This window comes from Streptomyces xinghaiensis S187 (assembly GCF_000220705.2).
GTDB lineage: Bacteria > Actinomycetota > Actinomycetes > Streptomycetales > Streptomycetaceae > Streptomyces > Streptomyces xinghaiensis.
This window is the reverse complement of the sequence record NZ_CP023202.1, coordinates 6644278-6664824: the sequence shown is the minus strand read 5'-3', so window position 1 is coordinate 6664824 and position 20547 is coordinate 6644278. Positions and strand designations below refer to the sequence as shown.

Below are 20547 nucleotides of genomic sequence, written 5' to 3'. Positions count from 1 at the left end.
CAGTAGCACCACTCGTCCATCACCATCAGGGAGTCACACGTGCCCACAACGGGGGACCGCCGGCTGACACGGCGGCTTGTCCAGCTCTATGCCGGCCTGGTGCTGTACGGGGTGAGCGTGGCGCTGATGGTGCGCGCCGAGCTCGGCCTCGACCCGTGGGACGTCTTCCACCAGGGCGTCGCCGAGCGCACCGGCCTGTCGATCGGGACGGTCCTGATCCTCACCGGCGCGGCGGTGCTCCTGCTCTGGGTGCCGCTGCGGCAGCGGCCGGGCCTGGGCACCGTCTCGAACGTGGTGGTGATCGGGCTGGCGATGGACGCCACCCTCGCCCTCGCACCCGACGTCCGGGGGATGGCGGTGCGGGTCCCGCTGCTGGCCGCCGCGATCGTCCTCAACGGGGCGGCGACGGGTCTCTACATCGCGGCCCGCTTCGGCCCCGGTCCGCGGGACGGACTGATGACGGGGCTGCACCGGCGCACGGGCCGCTCGCTGCGGCTGATCCGCACCGGTATCGAACTGGCGGTCCTGGCCACGGGATACGCGCTCGGCGGCTCGGTGGGCGCGGGCACGGTGGCGTACGCGCTGGCCATCGGCCCGCTGGCCCAGTTCTTCCTGCGGGTGTTCACGGTCCCGGGGCAGGCCGGGGCGCCCGTGGAGGCGGCGGGCCCGGGGCCCGGCGCGGAAGGGGTCCCCGGGTGGAACGGGGTCTCCGGCACGACGGCAGCGCCGGGCGCGGAGGACCGGGCCCCGGCGCCGGACAGCGCACGGACGGACAGCGCACGGACGGAGAGCGCGCCGACGGCCGGGGGTGTGGAGACCGGCTGCCGCGAGGCCGGCTGAGGCACTCCGTTCCCCCGGGCCGGCACCCGCGCCCGGGGGGCTCGCCGTCAACGCCCGTCGGCGCCGGAACGAACCTTGCGCACGCCGGAACGTCACCCGCGCACGCCGGGACGGGCACGGGCGGAGCCGCCCCGCCGCCCGGCCGCCCGGTGTCCGCGGGGTGCACCGGGGCGGCGATACTGCCGCCGTGAGACCGAACCCGGCCGTGCGCCATCCCTTCCTCGACCATCCGGCCACGCTCGCCTTCGCCCACCGCGGCGGTGCGGCGGACGGCCTGGAGAACACCCACGCCGCCTTCCGGCGGGCGGTCGCCGCGGGCTACCGCTATCTGGAGACGGATGTGCACGCCACCTCGGACGGCGCGCTGGTCGCCTTCCACGACGCGACCCTGGACCGGGTCACCGACGCCCGCGGCGCGATAGCGGAGCTGCCGTGGTCCCGGGTGCGGCGGGCCCGGGTGGGGGGAACGGAACCGCTGCCGCTGTTCGAGGAGCTGCTGGAGGAGTTCCCGGAGGCCCGCTGGAACGTGGACGTGAAGGCCGAGGCGGCCCTGGCCCCGCTGATCGGGCTGCTGCGCCGGACCGGCGCCTGGGACCGTGTCTGCGTCGGCTCCTTCTCCGAGGCGCGGGTGGCCCGGGCCCAGCTCCTGGGGGGCCCGCGCCTGGCGACGTCGCTCGGCACCCGGGGCGTCCTCGGCCTGCGGCTGCGCTCGTACCGGCTCCCGGCGCGTTCCCGCCACAGTGCCGTCTGCGTCCAGGTGCCGGAGCGGCACGGGCGGCTGCGGGTGGTGGACCGGGCCTTCGTACGGGCCGCGCACGCCCTGGGCCTGCAGGTGCACGTGTGGACGGTCAATGACGCGGGGCGGATGGCGGCGCTTCTGGACCTCGGGGTGGATGGCATCATGACCGATCACATCGAGACGCTGCGCACGGTGCTGACCGAACGAGGCGCCTGGGCCTGACCCGGGCGTGCCCCGGCGGCGCGACCCCCGCGGCGACGGTCGGGGCGAGGGGGCCGCATGGGCGCGGAGATCACGGGCGGAGCCGGCGGCGCGGACACCACCGCACCCCCCGGCCCGGCGGGCGGCGGCGGGGGTCTCGGGCCCGGTGGCGGTGATCCGCTGACCGCCGGCGGAGCGGGCGGTCCGGCGGACGCGCCCGGCCCGGCGGCGGCCGCCGAGCGCAGGCGGGAGCAGCGCGGCTGGTACGTCTACGACTGGGCGGTCTCGGTCTTCTCCACCAGCGTCGTCACCGTGTTCCTCGGCCCGTATCTGACGGCGGTGGCCCGGGCCGCGGCCGACGCGAGCGGCTATGTGCACCCGCTGGGCATACCGGTGCGGGCGGGCTCCTACTTCGCGTACGCGGTGTCGCTGTCGGTGCTGGTCTCGGTGGTGGTGATGCCGCTGGCCGCGGCGGTCGCGGACCGGACCGGCCGCAAGAAGCCGGTGCTGGCCCTCTTCGCCTACCTGGGCGCGGCGGCGACCACCGGCATGTTCTTCCTCTCCGGCGACCGCTATCTGCTCGGCGGCTTCCTGCTGGTCGTGGCCAACGCCTCGTTCTCGGTGGCCATGGTGGTCTACAACGCCTTCCTGCCGCAGATCGCCGCGCCCGGGGAACGGGACGCCGTCTCCTCGCGGGGCTGGGCCTTCGGCTACGCCTCCGGTGCGCTGGTGCTGCTGGCCAATCTCGCGCTGTACACGGGCCACGCCTCGCTCGGGATCTCCGAGGGCATGGCGGTACGGATCTGTCTGGCCTCGGCCGGGCTGTGGTGGGGCCTGTTCGCCATCGTCCCGCTGCGCCGGCTCCGCGACCGGCCGCCGGCGGCCGATGTCCCCGCCGCCGGGGCCGGTGGCCCCGTCCGGGCGGGCTCGGTGGGGCAGAGCTGGCGCCAGCTCCGCGACACCCTGCGGGACATGCGGCGGCATCCGCTGACCCTGCTCTTCCTCGTCGCGTATCTCCTCTACAACGACGGTGTGCAGACGGTGATCTCGCAGGCGTCGGTCTACGGCTCGGAGGAGCTGGGCCTGGACCAGACGACGCTGATCCTCGCCATCCTGCTGGTGCAGGTGCTCGCGGTCTTCGGGGCGCTCGGCATGGGGAGGCTGGCCGCCCGGTACGGCACCAAGCGCACCATCCTCGGCTCGCTCGCGGCCTGGACCCTGACCGTCGCCGCCGGGTACTTCCTGCCCGCGGGCGCGCCGGTGTGGTTCTTCGCGCTGGCGGCGGCGATCGGGCTGGTGATGGGCGGCAGCCAGGCGCTGTCGCGGTCGCTCTTCTCCCAGCTGGTGCCGCGCGGCAAGGAGGCGGAGTACTTCTCGGCCTACGAGATGAGCGACCGGGGAACAAGCTGGCTGGGCCCGTTGCTGTTCGGTCTGACGTATCAGCTGACGGGCAGCTACCGGGACGCGATCATCTCGCTGGTGGTCTTCTTCGCGCTCGGTTTCCTGCTGCTGGCGCGGCTGCCCGTACGGCGCGCGGTGGCCGCCGCGGGGAACCCGGTGCCCGACCGGATTTAACGCGGACGACGGTGGAGCGGTAGTGTACGCCTTTGACCACAGGGCGGACCGTTACTGCAAGCTGAATCAGGAGAAGCACTGGGTGACATCTCCTGCCAGATGTGACAAACCGGGCCACGGTGGGTACAACAAGGGGCGGCACGACGGGCGACGCATGTCCCGCAACGGGAATCTTTACCGCCGACCGGACGTTGACCGGATGACGACGACAGCGACACCTGTCCTGTGGGCGACAAGCCCGGGAGGCACAATTCATGAGTGAGCGAGCTCTCCGCGGCACGCGACTTGTGGTGACCAGCTACGAGACCGACCGCGGCATCGATCTGGCCCCGCGCCAGGCGGTGGAGTACGCATGCCAGAACGGCCATCGATTCGAGATGCCGTTCTCGGTAGAGGCGGAGATTCCGCAGGAGTGGGAATGCAAGGTGTGCGGGGCCCAGGCCCTGCTCGTGGACGGCGAAGGCCCCGAGGAGAAGAAGGGCAAGCCCGCGCGGACGCACTGGGACATGCTCATGGAGCGGCGTACCCGCGAGGAGTTGGAGGAGGTGCTGGCCGAGCGGCTGGCGGTCCTGCGCTCCGGTGCGATGAACATCGCGGTGCATCCCCGGGACAACCGCAAGTCCGCCTGACGGCGGTAGCACGGCCCGCGCCGGACGAGGCACGGCGGCACGGCAGCACAGAGACGAAGGACCCGGACCACCACGGGATGGTGGTCCGGGTCCTTCGTGTGCCCGGGGCGCCGCTCAGCGGGGCAGCGGGGGTTCGCCGCCCCGGCCGCTCTTCCCCTCCCCGTCCCCGTTCTCACCGTGACCGTCCTCGCCGTCGCGGTGGATGACCTCGCCCTGGACGACCTTGCCGTCGGGCCGGTGCATCCGGGCCTGTTGGAAGGCCTCGCCGAGACCGCCCGGCCCCGCCGCGGACATCCGCCGGCTCAGTGAGCGCTCGGCCGAGCGGCGCAGCAGCGCCCGGGTGGGCGGGAAGAGGCAGAGCAGGCCCGCCACGTCGGAGACCAGCCCCGGCATCATCAGCAGCAACCCGCCCAGCATGGGCAGGGTGTTGCCGCTCGCCCTGCTCCCCTCGGCGGGCGGTGCGCCCGGCGCGGTGCCGCGCTGGAGGTTCTCCGTGAGCCCCCGCCAGGCGCGCCGGCCGGCCCGCTTCACGACATACGCGCCGAGCACCAGGCCCGCGAGCAGAAGCAGCAGAACGGTCAGGCCCCCGAAGGCGTCGGCGACCAGGGTCAGCAGCCAGATCTCCAGCACCACCCAGGCGGCCACGGCCAGGGGCACCAGGCTCCGGCGCCGTGAGCGCCCGGTCCGGGCGGCGGTCGATCCGGGGCCACGGCCCGGGGGCTCTTCCTGTCGGTGCGGTACGCCGGTCGTCATGTCTCCAGTGTGCCTGGTGACCGTGCGATCCGGGCGGCGGGACGGACGAGTTGGCAGTCCGGCACCGGGTACGCGGAGAAGAACCGGCACAGAGCGCATCCGATCAGAAACCGATACGAACCGAACGGAGTGGCATTCATGGACTGGCGTCTGAACGCGGCTTGCCGCGATACCGACCCAGACCTGTTCTTTCCCGTGGGCAGCTCCGGCCCGGCCCTGCGCCAGGAGCAGGCGGCGAAGGCGGTGTGCGAGAGCTGCCCGGTCGTCGGCGCGTGCCTCGACTGGGCCCTGGAGACCGGCCAGACCTCGGGGGTCTGGGGCGGCACCTCGGAGGACGAGCGGCGCTCGATGCACCGGCGCCGTGAGCGGGAGCGCCGCCGCGCCCGTACCGCGGCCTGAACGGCGGGACGGGGCCGCGCGGACCAGGGCGTCCGGGGCAGCCGTCACCGCATGACCGGTACCGGCGCGGGTACCCGCGCTCCACACGGTCCAGCACCATCCAGCACCAGAGAGAGGACCCGGACATGGCGGAACGACGCTCCGAGCAACCCGGGGCGGGCGGCCACGCCGTCCCCCGGGACCTGCCCGACCAGCAGGTCGGCGGCCACGACAAGGCGGCCGACAAGTGGGAGGGAAAGATTCCGGCCGAAGCGGCCGACTCCTCGCGGGAGAATCTGCCGGACCCGGACGAAGCGGGTGCGCGGCGGCGCGACGAACACCCCGCGGACGACGACCGGGGCGAACCCGAGGAGCCGTCGGGCTGACGGACCACAACGGACCAGAACGCGGACCAGAACGGAACGGATTAGCGGAGGCGGAGCTCCCGGACGGGCGGCAGACCCGGCCGGGAGCTCCGTCCTGTGCGGTGCCACCGTGTCCGCCGCCGCGTGCCGCCGGGGCGGCGGACAGGGCAGACGCCGCACACGGCAGCGTGCAGGCGTGCAGCGGTGCGACCGCTCCCGGCCGGCTCGCGGCTCAGGGGGCCGGGCCGGCGGAGGCGGTCGCACCGCTTCGGTGTTCCCGGGTATCCCAAGGGCGCGGGTGTCCCAAGGGCGCGGGTGTCCCAAGGGCGGGGGTCCGCCCTCAGAGGGCCTCGCGCAGTGCGGGCAGCAGGGTCTTCTCCGACCAGTCGAGGAAGGCGTGCTGGCTCTCGCCGCCGACCTGTACCAGGGCCACCTCGGTGAACCCGGCCTCGGCGAACGGCCGTACGGCCTCCACAAAGGCGGAGACGTCGTCGCCGCACGGGATGGACTCCGCCACGTCTTCCGGGCGGACGAACTGGGTGGCCGCCTCGAACGAGGCGGGACCGGGCAGTTCGGCGTTGACCTTCCAGCCCCCGGCGAACCAGCGGAACTGCTCGTGGGCGCGGCGCACCGCCGTCTCCCGGTCGGGGTCGTAGCAGACCGGCACCTGCCCCACCCGGGGCTTGCCGGCGCCGCCGTACCGGTCGAAGGCGTCGAGGAGTTCCGGCTTCGGTTCGACGGCGATCACCAAGTCCGCGAGGCGGCCCGCGAGTTGGCAGGACTGGTCGCCGGAGACGGCGATGCCGATGGGCGGGGGTTCGTCCGGGAGGTCCCACACCTTGGCGGACTCCACGTCGAAGTGGGCGCCGTGGTGGTTCACGTAACCGCCCCCGAAGAGCGCGCGGATGATGTCCACGGCCTCTTCGAGCATCTCGTGCCGCACGTCCGCCGCGGGCCAGCCGCCGCCGGTGATGTGCTCGTTGAGGTTCTCCCCCGCTCCCAGGCCCAGCCGGAACCGGCCCTCGGAGAGGAGGTGCAGGGTCGCCGCCTTCTGTGCGACGACCGCCGGGTGGTAGCGCATCGTCGGGCAGGTGACGTACGTCATCAGCGGGATGCGGGAGGTCGCCTGGGCGGCGGCGCCGAGGACCGTCCACGCGTGCGGGGAGTGGCCCTGGCTCCCGAGCCAGGGGAAGTAGTGGTCGGAGGTGACGGAGAAGTCGAATCCGGCCTCCTCGGCGCGGACCACGTGTCCGACGAGCTCACGGGGGCCGGCCTGTTCGGTCAGCATGGTGTAGCCGATTTGTACCATGCACCCCGAATGCCCATGCGGCCCCGGAGAAAACCTGGCGCGGAGCCTCCCGGAAGCCGGGACTCCGCACGGGGCCCGGCCGCGGTCGGACCGCGAGCCCGGCTCGGTCCGGACGAGAGGCCCCGGGACGAGACGAGAGGCCCGGGACGAGAGGTCCTAACCCTCCCGGCGGGCGGCGGCGGCGCGGTTCACGCGGTCCAGCACGCGCTGCGCCCGGGAACCGACGCCCCAGGCGGTGACCCGCCACAGCGCCTCGACGAAGATGTCGCGGCTCATCTTGCTGTCGCCGATCTCCCGCTCGACGAAGGTGATGGGCACCTCGACGACGTGGAACCCGGCCTTCACCGCGCGCCAGGCCAGGTCGACCTGGAAGCAGTAGCCCTGCGAGGCCACGTCGTCCATGCCGAGCCCGGTGAGCGTCCCGGCACGGAACGCGCGGTAGCCGCCGGTGACGTCGTGCACGGGGACGTCCAGCAGCAGCCGGGAGTAGACGCTGCCGCCGCGGGAGATCAGCTGCCGGGAGCGGGGCCAGTTGACGATCCGTCCGCCGGCCACCCAGCGGGAGCCGAGTACCAGATCGGCTCCCTTGAGCGCGGTGAGCAGCCGGGGCAGTTCCTCCGGCTGGTGCGAGCCGTCGGCGTCCATCTCGACCAGGACGTCGTACCCCTGTTCGATGCCCCAGCGGAAGCCCGCGAGATAGGCGGCGCCCAGGCCCTCCTTGCCCCTCCGGTGCAGCACATGGACCTGCTCGTCCCCGGCGGCGAGCTCGTCGGCGAGCTTGCCGGTGCCGTCGGGGCTGTTGTCGTCGGCGACGAGGACATGGGCCTCGGGTACGGCGGACCGCACCCGGCCCACGATCGGCTTGATGTTGCCGGCCTCGTTGTAGGTCGGAATGATCACCAGAACCGTGCCGAGCGGGCCGTACCGCCGCTGTCCGCCGTCTGCCACTGCTATCCCCTCCGGTCCGTACGTCCCCGCCGGCCGAGTGCGATCGCGGCGGCGCAGGACAGGAGGCCCACGATAGCGAGCGCCCATTCGGGCGCCGCTCCCATTCGGTCGGCGACGGTCGTGTCGTCGCGCAGCGGAAGGTCCGCGGTGATCACGTCGCGGGTGAACTCCTCGGTGCGCTGGTCGATCACACCGTCCGGCCGGACCACGGCACTGATGCCGCTGGTGGCGGCGGTGACGACGGCGCGGCCGTGCTCGACGGCACGCAGCCGGGACATCACGAGCTGCTGCTCGGGCTGGCCGGTGCGGCCGTAGGTGGCGTTGTTGGTCTGGATGACGAGCGCGCGGGCGCCGGCGTTGACCGTGTCGCGGACGATCTCGTCGTAGGCGACCTCGAAGCAGATCACGTCGCCGAGCCGCGCCGGTCCGGTCTGCAGCACGCCGGTGGTGTCACCGGGGTAGAAGTCGCGCGGCACCCGCTGGAGCCGGGTGATGACCTTGCTGAGCTGGTCGCGGAAGGGCACGTACTCGCCGAACGGCACCGGGTGCTGCTTGGTGTACGAGGCGCCGGGGCCGGTCTCCGGGTCCCAGACGATGCCCTGGTTCTCGACGTAGCCCTCCTTCGTGGGGTGGTCGACGAGGGCCCCGACGAGGATGGGCACCCCGACGGCGCGGGCCGCCTCGTCCATCCGGGCACCCGCCTCCGGGTAGCGGAAGGGATCGAGATCGGAGGCGTTCTCCGGCCAGATGACCAGGTCCGGGCGCTGCTCCCGGCCGGCCTCGACGTCCCTGGCCAGGTCGAGGGTGGCCTCGACGTGGTTGTTGAGGATCAGCATGGGGCGGCCCAGGAAGTCCATCCCGGGCTGCTGCACGTTCCCCTGGACGACGGCGATCCGGGCGGTGTCGTCGGCCTCCGTGGGCACCGGGACGGCGTACCCGGCCAGCGCCACGGCGAGGGCCAGCACGGCGGGCGGGACGGCCCGCCGGAGGACGGGGCGGGCCGGGACGGCGCGGGAACGGGAGGGGCTGCCGGTGTGCGGGGCCGCCTCCCCGCCGCCCGAGCGCTCCGAACCGTCCCGTCCGTCCCGTCCGTCCGGGCCGTCCGGGCCCTCCGCGGCATCCGGGCCGCCGGGTCCGCCCCCGTCCGGGCCGGTGCGCCGGCCGGGCCGCGGCCGCGCCGCCGCGAGGGCCGCGGAGCCGAGCAGGGCGCCGCTCAGCGCGACGGCGAAGGTCACGAGCACCGCGCCGCCGAGCGCGGCGAGCGGCAGATAGGGCGAGCCGGTGACGCCGAACGCCAGCCGTCCCCACGGAAAGCCGCCGAGCGGCAGCCGGTCCCGGGCCCACTCCTCGGCGACCCACAGGCAGGCCGCCCACAGCGGCCACAGCGGCAGCCGGGACGTCAGCGCGAGCCCCGCGCCGAGCGCGCTCAGGAACAGGGCCTCGATGACGGAGAGCCCGAACACGGCGTCATAGCCGATGACGTGGAGCCAGCGCAGCAGGACGAAGAAGAACGGCAGTCCGAAGGCGAATCCGGTCCAGGCGCCCTGGCGCGCGGTGCGGCCGCGTGTCAGCAGGCTGAGCGCGGCGACGGCGAGCAGGGCGAGCGGCCACAGGTCGTACGGCGGGAAGGCGAGGGCCAGGCCGAGCCCGCTCAGGGCGGCGAGCGCGCTCCGGGGCGCCTCGCGCCGTACCAGCCGCCCCGTCCGGCGCAGCCGCCCCGTCCGGGCCGGAACGGCGGCCGCACCGGACCCGGCGGCGGGCCCGGTGCCGGGCGCCGCGGCAGGCCCGGCGGCGGGCCGGCCGGGTTCCGCGGCACCCTCGGCGGGCGGGCGGTCCCCGGAGGGGCGGTCCGTGTCTGTGGCGGGGCCCGAATGCACGGTGGCGTGCCTTCCTGCAGGTCGTGCGCTGATGAGGTGACGGTACCCCGCCGCCCCCCGAAAGGCGGAGTCCTGCCGGTACTCCTCAGCCGTCACCAGGGGCTCGCGGGCATCGCGCGAGCGCACTCGCGCGGAGGGGACGCGGGCGAACCGAGGGGACGGACCGAGCGGGAGGCACACGGGAGCGCCGAAGGGCGGCGCGGAACCACAGGGCCATGCGGGCGTCGCGCGACGGGCCGCGGACCGCGGCGGAGAGCAGGCACCCCACCGCGCCCTCACGGGCGGAGAGGCGGGAGAGCGGGAGAAACCGGGGACCCGGGAACGGCGGGGCACCCCGCGGCGGCAAGCGCTACGGCGGGGCCCGGTGCCCTTCGGGCCGACCCGGGACCCGCTGGCTGCGGGCCGACCGAAGCCGTTGTCTACTGAGCGTCCGGGCCCCACCCGGGTCGCACCTGCCGACCGGCCGGAATCCTCCCCCGTCCCGTGGCGCGGTGGCTGGACCTGGCTCCCAGTGGCGGCACACCGTGCCGGCGCACCACCCGTGGCCCAGCGGCGCTCGACGACTGCGCGGAGATTCCCCGGTCGGACGTCCTGTGGTGGACGCGGCCGAACCTACCGGCCGCCAACCGCTTTCTGTCAACACTCGTCCGACCTGCGTCGTTCTGGCAACCCAGCAGGTCAGGGGTGAAGATGCGCAGGTAGCGGCGGAAAGGCCGGGCGGGTCCGGCCCGTCGCACGGCACCCGGACGGCACTCCGGCACATCACTCGTTCGGGCGGGTGTGGACCGTGCGGCCGCCCACCACCGTCCGCAGGCAGACCGGCAGCGGTCCGCCGGGCAGGAGTTCGGGCAGGCCGGGGGTGCCGGAGCGGGGGTCGGTGGACCAGGCCGCCACCCGCTCGTCCGGGGTCTGGACGACGAGGTCGCCGCTCTCCCACACCGCGTAGTCGGCGGGTGCGCCGGGGACCAGGACACCGGCGTCGTCCCGGCCGGCGGCCCGCCGGCCGCCCCGGGTGTGGGCGGTGAAGGCGCCGCGCACGGTGATGCGGTGCCCGGGGGTGCGGTGGAAGGCGGCCGCGCGCACGGTGCCCCACGGATCGAACGGGGTGACCGGGCTGTCGGAGCCGAACGCGAGCGGCACACCGGCGCGCAGCAGCGCGGCGTACGGATTGAGGGTCCGGGCCCGCTCGGCACCGAGCCGCTGGGCGTACATGCCCTCCTCGCCGCCCCAGGCCGCGTCGAACGCGGGCTGCACGGAGGCCGTGAGGGCCAGCTCGGCGAAGGCGGCGATGGTCTCGGCGGTGAGCATCTCGGCGTGCTCGACGCGGTGCCGCGCGGCCCGTACCCGGTCGAGGCCGAGCTTGCCGGCGGCGGCCCGGACGCCCGCGACGACGGTGCTCAGCGCGGCGTCGCCGATGGCGTGGAAACCGGCCTGGAGTCCCGCCTCCGTGCAGGCCGTGACATGGGCGGCGACCTCGTCCGCCCCGAGGTGCGCGGCTCCGGTGTGCGGGGCGTCCGCGTACGGCTCGTGCAGATGCGCGGTGTGGGAGCCGAGGGAGCCGTCGACGAAGAGGTCACCGGCCGCGCCGACGGCCCCCAGGCTCCGGATCCTCTCCGCTCCCTTCGCATCAGCGACGGGTTCGGCCCAGTAGCCGACGACGCGCGGGCCGGGCTCGGCGGCGGCGAGGGCGAGCAGCGCGGTGAAGTCGTCCTCACCGGAGATGTCGGGCCCGGCGCACTCGTGGAGCGAGCCGATGCCCCGGGAGGCCGCGTGGGCCCGGGCGGCGCGCTGGGCGTCGGCCCGGGAACCGGGGGTGACGGCGGCGAGGGCGGCCCGCCGTACGGCGTGGTGCGCGTCCTCGGTGAGCGGCGCGTCGTCCCGGAAGCCGGCGAGGGCGGTGACGCCGGGCACACGGTCGAGCAGGGCTCCGGTGACGACGGCCGAGTGGGCGTCGACGCGGCTGAGGTAGAGCGGTCGGCCGCCGGTGGCCGCGTCCAGTTCGGCGCGGGACGGCGGCCGGCCCTCGGGCCAGTCGCCGGCGTCCCAGCCGTGGCCGAGCAGCACCCGGTCGCCGGGGCGGGCGGCGGCGTGGGCGCGCACGAGGTCCAGTGCCTCGGTGAGGCCGCGGGCGCCGGAGAGGTCGAGGCCGGTCAGGGCGAGGCCGGTGGCGGTGAGGTGCACGTGGGCGTCGGTGAAGGCCGGGGTGACGAGGGCCCCGTCCAGCCGGACGACCTCGTCGACGCCGTCGGCGAAGGCGTCCGCGGCCCCCTCGGAGCCGACCCAGGCGACCCGGCCGCGCTCGACGACCATCGCGGTCGCGAACGGATCGGCGGGGCTGTGGACCGTCCCCCCGCGCAGCAGCACGGTGCGGTCGTCGTCGGCCTGGAGGGGGGAGCGGTCGTTCACGGGGGCTGCCTCACGGAGCGTCGCGTCGGGGCGGGATCGGCTCCCAGTGTCGCCCCACGGCGGCGCCGGACGCGCCCCGGGGTCAGATCCGGGGCGGGCGCGCCTCGTACGGGGTGGAGAGGACGACCGTGGTGCGGGTGGACACCCCGGCCAGTGAGCGGATCCGGCTGAGCAGGTGTTCGAGTTCCAGGGGCGTCGCGACACGGACCTTGAGGATGTAGTTCTCGTCCCCGGCCACGCTGTGGCAGGCCTCCAGCTCCGGGACGCCCGCGAGCCGGTCGGCGATGTCGTCGGGCGCGCTGGGGTCGAAGGGCTTCACGGAGATGAACGCGGTGAGCGGCAGCCCGACGGCCTCGGGGTCGACGACGGCCCGGTAGCCGCGGATCACACCCCGCTGCTCCAGCCTGCGGACGCGCTGGTGCACCGCCGAGGTGGACAGGCCGGTGGCCTTGCCCAGGTCGGTGTAGCTCATGCGCCCGTCCTTGACGAGCAGTTCCACGATCTGCCGGTCCAGTTCCTCCACAGCGCAAGAACCTACAGCGTCACCGCCCCCGTGAGACACACGGCTTTCGGGCACGCGCACGCCGCCGCGCACGGCCGGCACCGGTCCGCGCTCCCGCGGCCCGGCCCGGCCGGGGCGCCGGCCCGGCGCCCCGGCGTGCGCCCGGGACCGTCCGCCCGCGACCGCCGCCGCCCCCCGTCCGCCCTGCGCGCAGGGCCGTTGCATCGCAGGTCAGCGCACCGCCGCCCGCCCCGTGTGACGAAGACCACACCACTCGCGACGGGTCCGCGGAAGTGCCGCGATTACCCGTGCCGGGGCGCGGGAAAAGTCTGCTGTGGTCGAGGCCACAGCGCCTCACCGTCCCATCGAGGGGGAGAGACGAACATATGCGCAGCCTGAAGCGCCCGGGTCGCGGCAACCGCGATCGAACACCCGCCGTCGCCGCCGATTTCGAGCCGCAGGACGTCGAAACGGCCGACGACGGCGACGAGGACAGTACCCACGAGACCTACGAGATGTTCCGGGTGACCTGCCCGGACTGCGCGCGTCCCATCGCGCTCCTCGCCGACGAGGACGTCCTGCCCGAACACGCGCTCTGCCCGAGCCCGTGGAATCCCTTCGGTCTCACCGTCTGCCCGGGCACCGGCCGGAACATCGCCGAGACCTCCCCGGCCGACGACTCGCTGGACGCCCAGGAGCAGGACGCGGCCCTGCTGCTGACGCTCCCTCAGAGCCTGGACTGGCGGACCCAGCCCTTCTCGCACATCGGCGGGCCCGGCTCGCGTCCGTTCCATCTGCCCCCGATGCGTCGCCGGGCCTGACCGCACTGGGCCCACCGCCCGGGCCGTGGCGCCCGCGCCGTGGGCGCCACATCACCGCACGCCACCGCCCGCGCCGGTCATCCGGCGCGTGGCCGGCCGACCGCCTCCGACCGCCTTCCCGCCGGGGCCCGCACGAACGCGCCGGAAAACGGCGCCCGGTGCACGGGCCCCGTCGCGGCGTGCGCGCAAACCGGGACGGCGCGCGACGGCGGCGCGCGCCGCGACACGCGCACCGACAAGCCGATCAACGGCGTCGACGGGCGGGGCCGCGGCCCCCAGACTGGACGGGTTCCGTACGGGCCGGCCCCCGGCCCCGCGTACCAGCCGCCGCGAACCCAGGAGTTCCCTCCCATGACCGCGTCCCCGGACTCACCCGCTCCCGTGCTCGACACCGCCTTCTTCCGCCGCTGGCTGGACCTCGCCGCCGCCGCGATCCGGCGGGAGGCGGACCATCTCACCGATCTGGACTCGGCCATCGGAGACGCCGACCACGGCTCCAACATGCGGCGCGGTTTCGACTCCGCCTCGACGTCCGAGGCGTACGCGGCGGCCACCACACCGGGCGCCCTGCTCAAGGGGTTCGGCACCCATCTGATCGGCAAGGTCGGCGGCGCGTCCGGCCCGCTCTACGGAACGGTGCTGCGCCGCGCCGCGAAGGCGCTCGGCGAGGACGGGACCGTGTCGCCGCAGGCCCTGGGCGAGGCCCTGGCGGCCGCGGTGGCCGGGGTGCGGAGGCTCGGCGACTCCGGGCCCGGGGACAAGACCATGGTCGACGCCCTCGCCCCGGCGGCGGAGGCGTACCAACGGGCGCTCGGGGAGGGCGCGCCGCTGACCGGGGCGCTGGCAGCGGCGGCCCGCGCCGCCCGGGAGGGGGCCGAGGCGACGATCCCGATGCGGGCCCGTCGCGGCCGGGCCAGCTATCTCGGCGAACGGAGCGTCGGCCACCAGGATCCGGGCGCGACCTCCACGGCCCTGCTGTTCACCGCACTCCACGAGGCGGCGGCGGGCCCCGCCCCGGAGTCCGGCGGGGGGACCGGGGCGGAGACCGCGGGCACCGCCGGCCCGGGGACCGCCGGGAAGGACGGGTCCGCACCGGCCCCCGGCGGGACGGCGGCCGGGAGCGGAACGACCGCTGGGAGGACGGAAGCCGGAACGGACGCAGGAACGGACGCAGGAACGGACGCAGGAACCGCTCCGGCGTCCGCCGGACCCGGCGGCACTCCCGCCCGTGTCGGGGTGGTGCTCGTCTCGCACAGTCGTGAAGTGGCCGAATCCACCGCCCGGTTGGCCCGGGACCTGGTGGGTGCCGGAGACCCCTCGCCGGTCGTCGCCGCGGGCGGCGCGGAGGCCGGGGGGATCGGCACCAGCTCCGAGCTGGTCCGGCGGGCGGTCGCGCGGGCCGACGAGGGAGCGGGGGTCGTGGTGCTCTGCGACATGGGCAGCGCGGTGCTCACCGTCAAGACCCTGCTGGCCGACACCGGCCCGGACGCGCTGCCGGAGGGCGTACGGATCGCGGACGCGCCGTTCGTCGAGGGCGCGGTGGCGACCGTGGTCACGGCCTCCGCCGGGGCCGATCTCGGCATGGTGCTGTCGGCGGCCGACGACGCCCGCACCTTCCGCAAACTCTGAACACGTCCTCCGGCGCCTTCCGGCCCTCCGGCCGGGCCCGTCCCGGCCGTCAGCGCCCCGAGGCCTGGCCGAACTCGCCCCAGACCGCCTTGCCGGGTCCGCGGGACTCCACGCCCCAGACGTCGGTCAGCATGTCGACCAGCAGCAGTCCGCGCCCGGAGGTGCTCGCGTCGCCGGGCTCGCGGCGGCGCGGCCAGCCGCTGGAGCGGTCCTGCACCTCCAGGCGGAGCCGGCGCTCGGGGCCGGGCAGCATGAGGACGGTGACCACGGCACCACCGTCGGTGTGCAGCAGGGAGTTGGTGATCAGCTCGTCGGCGACCAGTTCGATGTCGTCCGCCCGTTCGGTGACGCCCCAGGCGCGGACCGCCTCGCGGAGCATGTGGCGGGCGGTGGCCAGCGATTCCGGGTCGGCGGGGGCGATGTGCTGGTGGAGGCGCCGCCGGAGGTGCGGTTCCGGGTGTCCCACCCGCCGGAGCAGCAGCAGGGCCGTGTCGTCGTCGCCGATCCGGTCGCCGAGGGCGCGGGGGAGGTGGTCGGCGAGCTCCTCCAGGTCGTACGGCCCGTTGGTCAGGGCCTCGACGAGTTGCCTGCGGCCCTCGTCCAGGTCGGTGCCGGGCTGCTCGATGAGGCCGTCGGTGTACAGCACCAGGGTCTCGTCCGCGCCCAGTTCCACCGGCGTCACCGGATACTCCAGGGCGTCGAACTCGGCCGACAGCCCGAGCGGCAGCCCGCCGGCCACCGGGAGCGGGCGGCAGGTCCCGTCGGCCTGCCGCAGCAGCGGGTCGAGATGGCCGGCCCGGACGATCCGCAGCTCGCCCGCGAGCGGGTCGGCCTCGGCGTAGAGGCAGGTGGCGAAGCGGTCGCTGCCCAGCTCGTCGAGGAAGACGGAGGCCCGGGCCATGACCGTGGCGGCCGAGTGCCCCTCGGCCGCGTAGGCCCGGAGGGCGATGCGCAGCTGGCCCATGACGGCGGCCGCCTTGATGTCGTGCCCGGTGACGTCCCCGACGACCGCGCCGACCTTCCCGCCGGGCAGCGGGATCAGGTCGTACCAGTCGCCGCCCAGCTCGCGGCGGAGGCGGGCCGCGCGGTAGCGGACGGCCACCTCGGCACCGGGGACGGCCGGGATGCGCGGCAGCATGGTCTGCTGCAGGCCCTCGGCGACCTCGTGCTCGTGGTCGAAGAGCATGGCCCGCTGGAGGCTCTGGGCGAGGGTGGTGCTGAAACCGACGTAGCTGCCGCGGTCCTCGGGGGTGAAGGGCACCTCCTCGCGGAAGAGGATGCCGATCACGCCCAGGGTCCGTGACTGGGCGACCAGCGGCAGATAGGCGGCCGAACCGAACTCCACCGGCTCCAGGCGCGGCCACAGCCGCGGATAGCGTTCGGCGTACTCCCGGCGGGAGCCGATCAGCCGGAGCTCCCCCGTGCGCACCACCTCGCACATGGGGTTCTCGTCGTCGAGCGCCGAGTACTCCGGCGCGGGTTCGACGCCGATCCGGCCCCGGGTGATCAGATGGAGCCGGCTGCCCTCCACCAGCCCCAGCATCAGGGTGACGGGTCTTTCGGCGCCGGCGCCGGGGCCGCCGCCGATGCTCTCCAGGATCTCGATGACGTCCCGGACGGTCAGGGCGCGGCTGAGGGCGGCGGCGGTCGTCTCGATCCCGATGCCGGGCGGGCGGTGCCCGACCTCCACGGCGCCCCGCTCGACGGCGCTGGTCAGCTCCTGGGTCGCGTCGCGGACGATGCCGGCGATGCGCCGCGGCTTGCCCGTGCCGTCGTGCAGGAAATGGCCCTGGCCGTGGGCCCAGCGCAGCGAGCCGTCCCGCCGGCGGACGCGGAAGTAGGTGCCGTGGGCCTCCCGGCCCTTCGCCAGGGCGTCGTCCACGACGGCGTCGATGCGGTCGGACTCCTCCCGGCTGAGCCGGCTGATGAGCGCGTCGGCGTTGCCGGGGTATTCCTCCGGCCGGAGGTCGAAGAGGTCCAGGGCCACCCGGTCCATCTGCATGCGGCCGCTCTCCAGGTCCCACTCGAAGAGGCCGATGCGGTTGAGGGCCAGGTTCCTGGCGGTGTCGGGGGGCAGGCGGCTGTTGCCGCCCGGCGGCCCCGTCCGTGGGGCCGCGTCAGGTTCCGCCATGTGACCTCCCGACGCGGTCGACCGTCGTCGGCGGTGCGCCGGCTTCGCAGGTACGACCTCCAAGGCCACTGTGTCACCACTTGTCCGGATTCACGACCGGTACGGTGCCCGGGTGTGACGGCCCGCGACCGCTCCCGCTCCCGCCGGGAAATCCGGCGGGAGCGGGAGCGGATCCGTCGTGTCCGGGGTCCGGGCGTTCGGCAGCCCGGCACGGGTGGTCAGCTCTTGATCAGCTTTCCGCTGGGCGCGACGGCGAACCAGGTGCCGCCGACGCCCTGGCCGTTGGTGTCGCCCGGCTTCTCGTCACCGGTGTACCAGTACAGCGGCCAGCAGTCGACGGTCAGCTGCTTGCTGCCGTCCGGGCGCTTGAAGGTGGTCAGCAGCTTGGGGTCGATGTCCTCGACGTCCTTCAGGTCGACCGGCCGGGCCGGCTTCCACAGCTCCTCGCACTTGCCGACGCAGTTGGACTTCATCGGCCAGGCGCTGTCCTTGGTGAACCGGTAGAGCGTGCGGCCCTCGGCGTCGCGCAGGATCTCGCCGAGCTCGGCGTCCTTGACCGCCGAGATGGCGGGCAGGTCCGCACCGGCTTCGGAGCCGCCGGCGGGCGCGCTGCCCGCGGGCTCGCCGCCCGTCTCGCTGCCGGGCTGCGCCTTCTTGCCGTCCGGCGCCGCCGCGTGCCAGGTGCCGCCCACGCCCTGGCCGTTGGTCTGCCAGGGCTCGGTGTCCTTGGCGTAGCGGTACATCGGCCAGCCGTCCACGGTCAGCTGCTTGGTGCCGTCCGACCGGGTGACCTCGCCCAGCAGGGCGGCGTCGATGCCGCTGGTCGACGAGACGTCGGCGGCCGGGACCGGAGGCCACGCCTTGACGCATTCGCCCTCGCAGGCGGACTTCGGCGGGTTCGCGGTGTCCTTGTCGAAGCGGTAGAGGGTGAACCCCGCGCTGTCGGTCAGAACCGGACCGAGCTCCTCGCTGTCGCCGATGGTCAGCTGCCCCGCGGGCTTGGCCTTCTGGGCCGCGCCGGTGCTGCCGCTCTCTCCGTAACCACCTCCCGGGTCCTGCGGGACGGCGGCCTCCGCCTGTCCCGCCGGCTGCGCCGCGTTCGCACCGGCGCCGCCCGGCTTCTGGCCACAGGCCGTCAACAGCATCACCGCTGCCGCCGTCACCGCGATCGAGGCGCTCTGCCACTTCCTCATCTTTACTCCTGCGATCCGCATTCCCGTCCGGCGCGGGTGTGCGCCTCTGACGGCAGGAGGTACGGACGGTGACCGCCCGTGTGTTCAACGCAGGCGGCAGAAACTTCGGCGGGGCCTCGGCTCCCCCGGGCGGCGCAGCGGAGGCGGACCTTCGGAGCCAATTAATAGGCTTATCGGGTTACTTAGCGGTATGCCTGACATGCCGGTGGTTCACCGGGGGCCAAGGTGCATCACGAGAACGTGTTGAACCGGCCCTGGAGGACCCATGCGCGTGTTGACCAGATATCTGTCCGTCGCCGCGGCGGCGGGAATCATCGCGGCGGTGCTCGTGGGCGCCAAAATGGCGTCGTCCGAGGACACTTCGGCCGGCAAGGGGAGCGACAAGCCGTCCGCCTCCGTACCCTCCGAACTGCCCGCCCCGCTGTCCTTCGCCTATGGGGAGAAGCGACCGGAACAGCAGATCGACACCCCCCGGGTCGGCATCTGCTACCCCTTCGACGGAGTGGTGCCCACGGCGTTCCGCAACAGCACCGAACTGGCCGCCCAGCTCTACCCGGCCGCCGACTGCGGGGGCGAGCCGGGCGTCCTGATGTCGCCGGGCGAGCAGCGCACGGGGACCGCCGCCGGCCGCGGTGTCGTCTTCGTCGTCCCCGCGGAGCAGGCCGGCTGAGGCCCGGCGGTCCCGCACCGGTCCTCCCCGGCGCCGCCCGCCCCCTCCGGCCACCGGACCCTCGCGAGGCCCGCCGCCCGGCCGCCCGGCGTTCCGGGACCGCCGGGCGGCCGGCCGCTGCGCGGTCCACGACGCCCCCCGGCCGCAGAGCTGACGCAACGTCAACCACCGGTCGGCGCAGCCGTTCTGGCGCCGCGTCGGGGCCGCCGCCCGGATGGAGCAGGAACACGCGGCAGGCCCGGCGAACCGTTCCTACGGTGCAGATATGGACAAGCCCCCCGGAATCACCCAGCGGGCCGGTGTGGCGGCCACCGCCCTTCTCGCCCTCCTCACCTGCTGCACCGTGCCCACGGCCCACGCGGACGAGCGGCAGGACGGGCGGCACGGTCCCCGCTCCGCGGTCCGCGACGCACGCCCCCTGTCCGCCCCCGGCCTCCACGTGCCGCGCGGCCGGGCGGCACAGACCCTGCCCCGGGACCTGTCCGCCCGGTCGTGGATGGTCTCCGACGCCCGGACCGGCCGGGTGCTGGCCGCCCGGAACGCCCACCTCAGGCTGCCGCCCGCCAGCACCCTCAAGATGCTGTTCGCCCTCACCCTGCTGCCCAGGTTCCCGCAGGACGGGCTGCGCACCGTGCGGCCGGCGGACCTCCGGGCGGTGGGCTCCGGCAGCAGCATGGTCGGGCTCCGGCCGGGCCACCGGTACACGGTCGCCGACCTCTGGCGCGGCGTCTTCCTCGCCTCCGGCAACGACGCGGTGCACGTCCTGGCCGCGATGAACGGCTCGGTGGAGAACACCGTCCGGCAGATGCGGGCCAGGGCACGGATGCTCGGCGCACACGACACCCGGGTGGTCTCCCCCGACGGCTACGACGCCCCGGGGCAGGTCTCCTCGGCGTACGACCTGAGCCTCTTCGCTCGGGCCGGGCTCGCCCAGCCGTACTTCGCGCGCTACGCCGGCCTCGCCACTACGCGCTTCCCCACCGGCCGGGACGAGCGGGGGCGGGCTTTGGGCACCTACGCGGTCCAGAACACCAACCGGCTGCTCGGCGGCGGGCCGGGGGTGGAGCCGTATCCGGGCCTCGTCGGGGTGAAGAACGGTTACACCACCCACGCCGGGAACACCCTCGCGGCGGCCGCGCGACGGGACGGCCGCACGCTGGTGGTCACCGTCATGAACCCCCGCTCCGGCCGCCCCCACGCCGTCTACGAGGAGACCCGGTCCCTGCTCGACTGGGGCTTCTCCGTCGCCGACGACGCCCCGTCGGTCGGCACCCTCAACCCGGCGCCCGCCCGGGCCGCCGAACCGCTGCACGGTCCCCCGGCGGCCGTACGGAGCGCCGGTACCGCAACCGCGCCGGAGGGCACCGCCTCCGCCGCCGGGCGGCTGCTCCCGTACGCCGGGGCGGCGGCCGTCCTCTGCGCCGCGCTGGCCTGGGCCCTGCGGCCGGTGCTGCGCCGGCGGCGGGCCCGGCGGGCGGCGTTCGCGCACGGGTACCGGGGCCCGCGGGGACGCGGCCCGGACGGCGGCGGGCCGTGGTGAGCCCCGGGCCGGCCGGCGCGGCGGCGCCGGTCCCCCGCCGG

18 protein-coding genes and 1 pseudogene are annotated in these 20547 nt (G+C 74.9%); 11 read left to right on the top strand and 8 right to left on the bottom strand.

Annotated elements, in window-relative coordinates; translation table 11 throughout:
• Nucleotides 1-24: 24 nt before the first annotated feature.
• The 4 genes from yczE (at nucleotide 25) to SXIN_RS28485 (ending at nucleotide 3984) form a co-directional block, all read left to right on the top strand.
• On the top strand, nucleotides 25-840 hold the full coding sequence (yczE, locus tag SXIN_RS28500; RefSeq protein ID WP_420341098.1) for a membrane protein YczE: 816 nt from the start codon (nucleotides 25-27) through the stop codon (nucleotides 838-840).
• A 187-nt stretch (nucleotides 841-1027) separates the two neighbouring features.
• Complete coding sequence (locus tag SXIN_RS28495) at nucleotides 1028-1801, top strand: glycerophosphodiester phosphodiesterase family protein (RefSeq protein WP_039818359.1); 774 nt, start codon at nucleotides 1028-1030, stop codon at nucleotides 1799-1801.
• Between the two features lie 57 nt (nucleotides 1802-1858).
• A complete protein-coding gene (locus SXIN_RS28490) occupies nucleotides 1859-3355 on the top strand; it encodes an MFS transporter (protein ID WP_095757744.1) in 1497 nt (498 codons plus the stop codon).
• A 254-nt stretch (nucleotides 3356-3609) separates the two neighbouring features.
• Nucleotides 3610-3984, top strand: a complete 375-nt coding sequence (locus SXIN_RS28485) for an RNA polymerase-binding protein RbpA (RefSeq protein WP_030548181.1) — start codon at nucleotides 3610-3612, stop codon at nucleotides 3982-3984.
• A 114-nt stretch (nucleotides 3985-4098) separates the two neighbouring features.
• Here the strand turns inward: SXIN_RS28485 and fxsA are convergent, their stop codons facing one another.
• Entirely contained in the window at nucleotides 4099-4737 is a 639-nt protein-coding gene (fxsA, locus tag SXIN_RS28480) for an FxsA family membrane protein (protein ID WP_095757743.1), read from the bottom strand.
• Nucleotides 4738-4875: 138 nt separating this feature from the next.
• Here fxsA and SXIN_RS28475 point away from each other — a divergent pair, with 138 nt between their 5' ends.
• Both SXIN_RS28475 and SXIN_RS28470 read left to right on the top strand, forming a co-directional pair.
• Nucleotides 4876-5136 (top strand): WhiB family transcriptional regulator, encoded by a 261-nt coding sequence (locus SXIN_RS28475; protein ID WP_019708528.1) that lies wholly within the window; start codon nucleotides 4876-4878, stop codon nucleotides 5134-5136.
• Nucleotides 5137-5261: 125 nt separating this feature from the next.
• Entirely contained in the window at nucleotides 5262-5501 is a 240-nt protein-coding gene (locus tag SXIN_RS28470; RefSeq protein WP_019708529.1) for a hypothetical protein, read from the top strand.
• A 319-nt stretch (nucleotides 5502-5820) separates the two neighbouring features.
• Here SXIN_RS28470 and SXIN_RS28465 read toward each other — a convergent pair whose 3' ends face one another.
• From SXIN_RS28465 to SXIN_RS28440, 5 genes are all read right to left on the bottom strand, one after another.
• Nucleotides 5821-6789, bottom strand: a complete 969-nt coding sequence (locus SXIN_RS28465) for an LLM class F420-dependent oxidoreductase (RefSeq protein WP_019708530.1) — start codon at nucleotides 6787-6789, stop codon at nucleotides 5821-5823.
• Between the two features lie 156 nt (nucleotides 6790-6945).
• A complete protein-coding gene (locus SXIN_RS28460) occupies nucleotides 6946-7737 on the bottom strand; it encodes a polyprenol monophosphomannose synthase (protein WP_019708531.1) in 792 nt (263 codons plus the stop codon).
• Between the two features lie 2 nt (nucleotides 7738-7739).
• Nucleotides 7740-9614, bottom strand: a complete 1875-nt coding sequence (gene lnt, locus SXIN_RS32570; protein WP_420341076.1) for an apolipoprotein N-acyltransferase — start codon at nucleotides 9612-9614, stop codon at nucleotides 7740-7742.
• A gap of 762 nt (nucleotides 9615-10376) precedes the next feature.
• Nucleotides 10377-12020 (bottom strand): amidohydrolase, encoded by a 1644-nt coding sequence (locus tag SXIN_RS28445; protein WP_420341075.1) that lies wholly within the window; start codon nucleotides 12018-12020, stop codon nucleotides 10377-10379.
• 82 nt (nucleotides 12021-12102) lie between these two features.
• Nucleotides 12103-12543 (bottom strand): Lrp/AsnC family transcriptional regulator, encoded by a 441-nt coding sequence (locus SXIN_RS28440; protein ID WP_043468861.1) that lies wholly within the window; start codon nucleotides 12541-12543, stop codon nucleotides 12103-12105.
• Between the two features lie 365 nt (nucleotides 12544-12908).
• On the opposite strand from SXIN_RS28440, the gene SXIN_RS28435 reads away from it, so the two are divergent.
• From SXIN_RS28435 to SXIN_RS32560, 3 genes and pseudogenes are all read left to right on the top strand, one after another.
• Nucleotides 12909-13343, top strand: a complete 435-nt coding sequence (locus SXIN_RS28435) for a hypothetical protein (RefSeq protein ID WP_019706634.1) — start codon at nucleotides 12909-12911, stop codon at nucleotides 13341-13343.
• Between the two features lie 351 nt (nucleotides 13344-13694).
• Nucleotides 13695-14351, top strand: a pseudogene (gene dhaL / locus SXIN_RS32565) (dihydroxyacetone kinase subunit DhaL); the annotation flags it as partial.
• A 228-nt stretch (nucleotides 14352-14579) separates the two neighbouring features.
• Entirely contained in the window at nucleotides 14580-14972 is a 393-nt protein-coding gene (locus SXIN_RS32560) for a PTS-dependent dihydroxyacetone kinase phosphotransferase subunit DhaM (protein ID WP_039821063.1), read from the top strand.
• Between the two features lie 49 nt (nucleotides 14973-15021).
• Here the strand turns inward: SXIN_RS32560 and SXIN_RS28425 are convergent, their stop codons facing one another.
• On the bottom strand, nucleotides 15022-17103 hold the full coding sequence (locus tag SXIN_RS28425; RefSeq protein WP_019708535.1) for a SpoIIE family protein phosphatase: 2082 nt from the start codon (nucleotides 17101-17103) through the stop codon (nucleotides 15022-15024).
• A 218-nt stretch (nucleotides 17104-17321) separates the two neighbouring features.
• Nucleotides 17322-18296, bottom strand: coding sequence for an SCO0930 family lipoprotein (locus SXIN_RS28420; RefSeq protein ID WP_019708536.1), 975 nt, complete (start codon nucleotides 18294-18296; stop codon nucleotides 17322-17324).
• 271 nt (nucleotides 18297-18567) lie between these two features.
• Here SXIN_RS28420 and SXIN_RS28415 point away from each other — a divergent pair, with 271 nt between their 5' ends.
• Complete coding sequence (locus SXIN_RS28415) at nucleotides 18568-18966, top strand: hypothetical protein (protein WP_157916353.1); 399 nt, start codon at nucleotides 18568-18570, stop codon at nucleotides 18964-18966.
• A 265-nt stretch (nucleotides 18967-19231) separates the two neighbouring features.
• Complete coding sequence (locus tag SXIN_RS28410; RefSeq protein WP_095757739.1) at nucleotides 19232-20506, top strand: D-alanyl-D-alanine carboxypeptidase family protein; 1275 nt, start codon at nucleotides 19232-19234, stop codon at nucleotides 20504-20506.
• The last annotated feature ends 41 nt before the right edge of the window (nucleotides 20507-20547 follow it).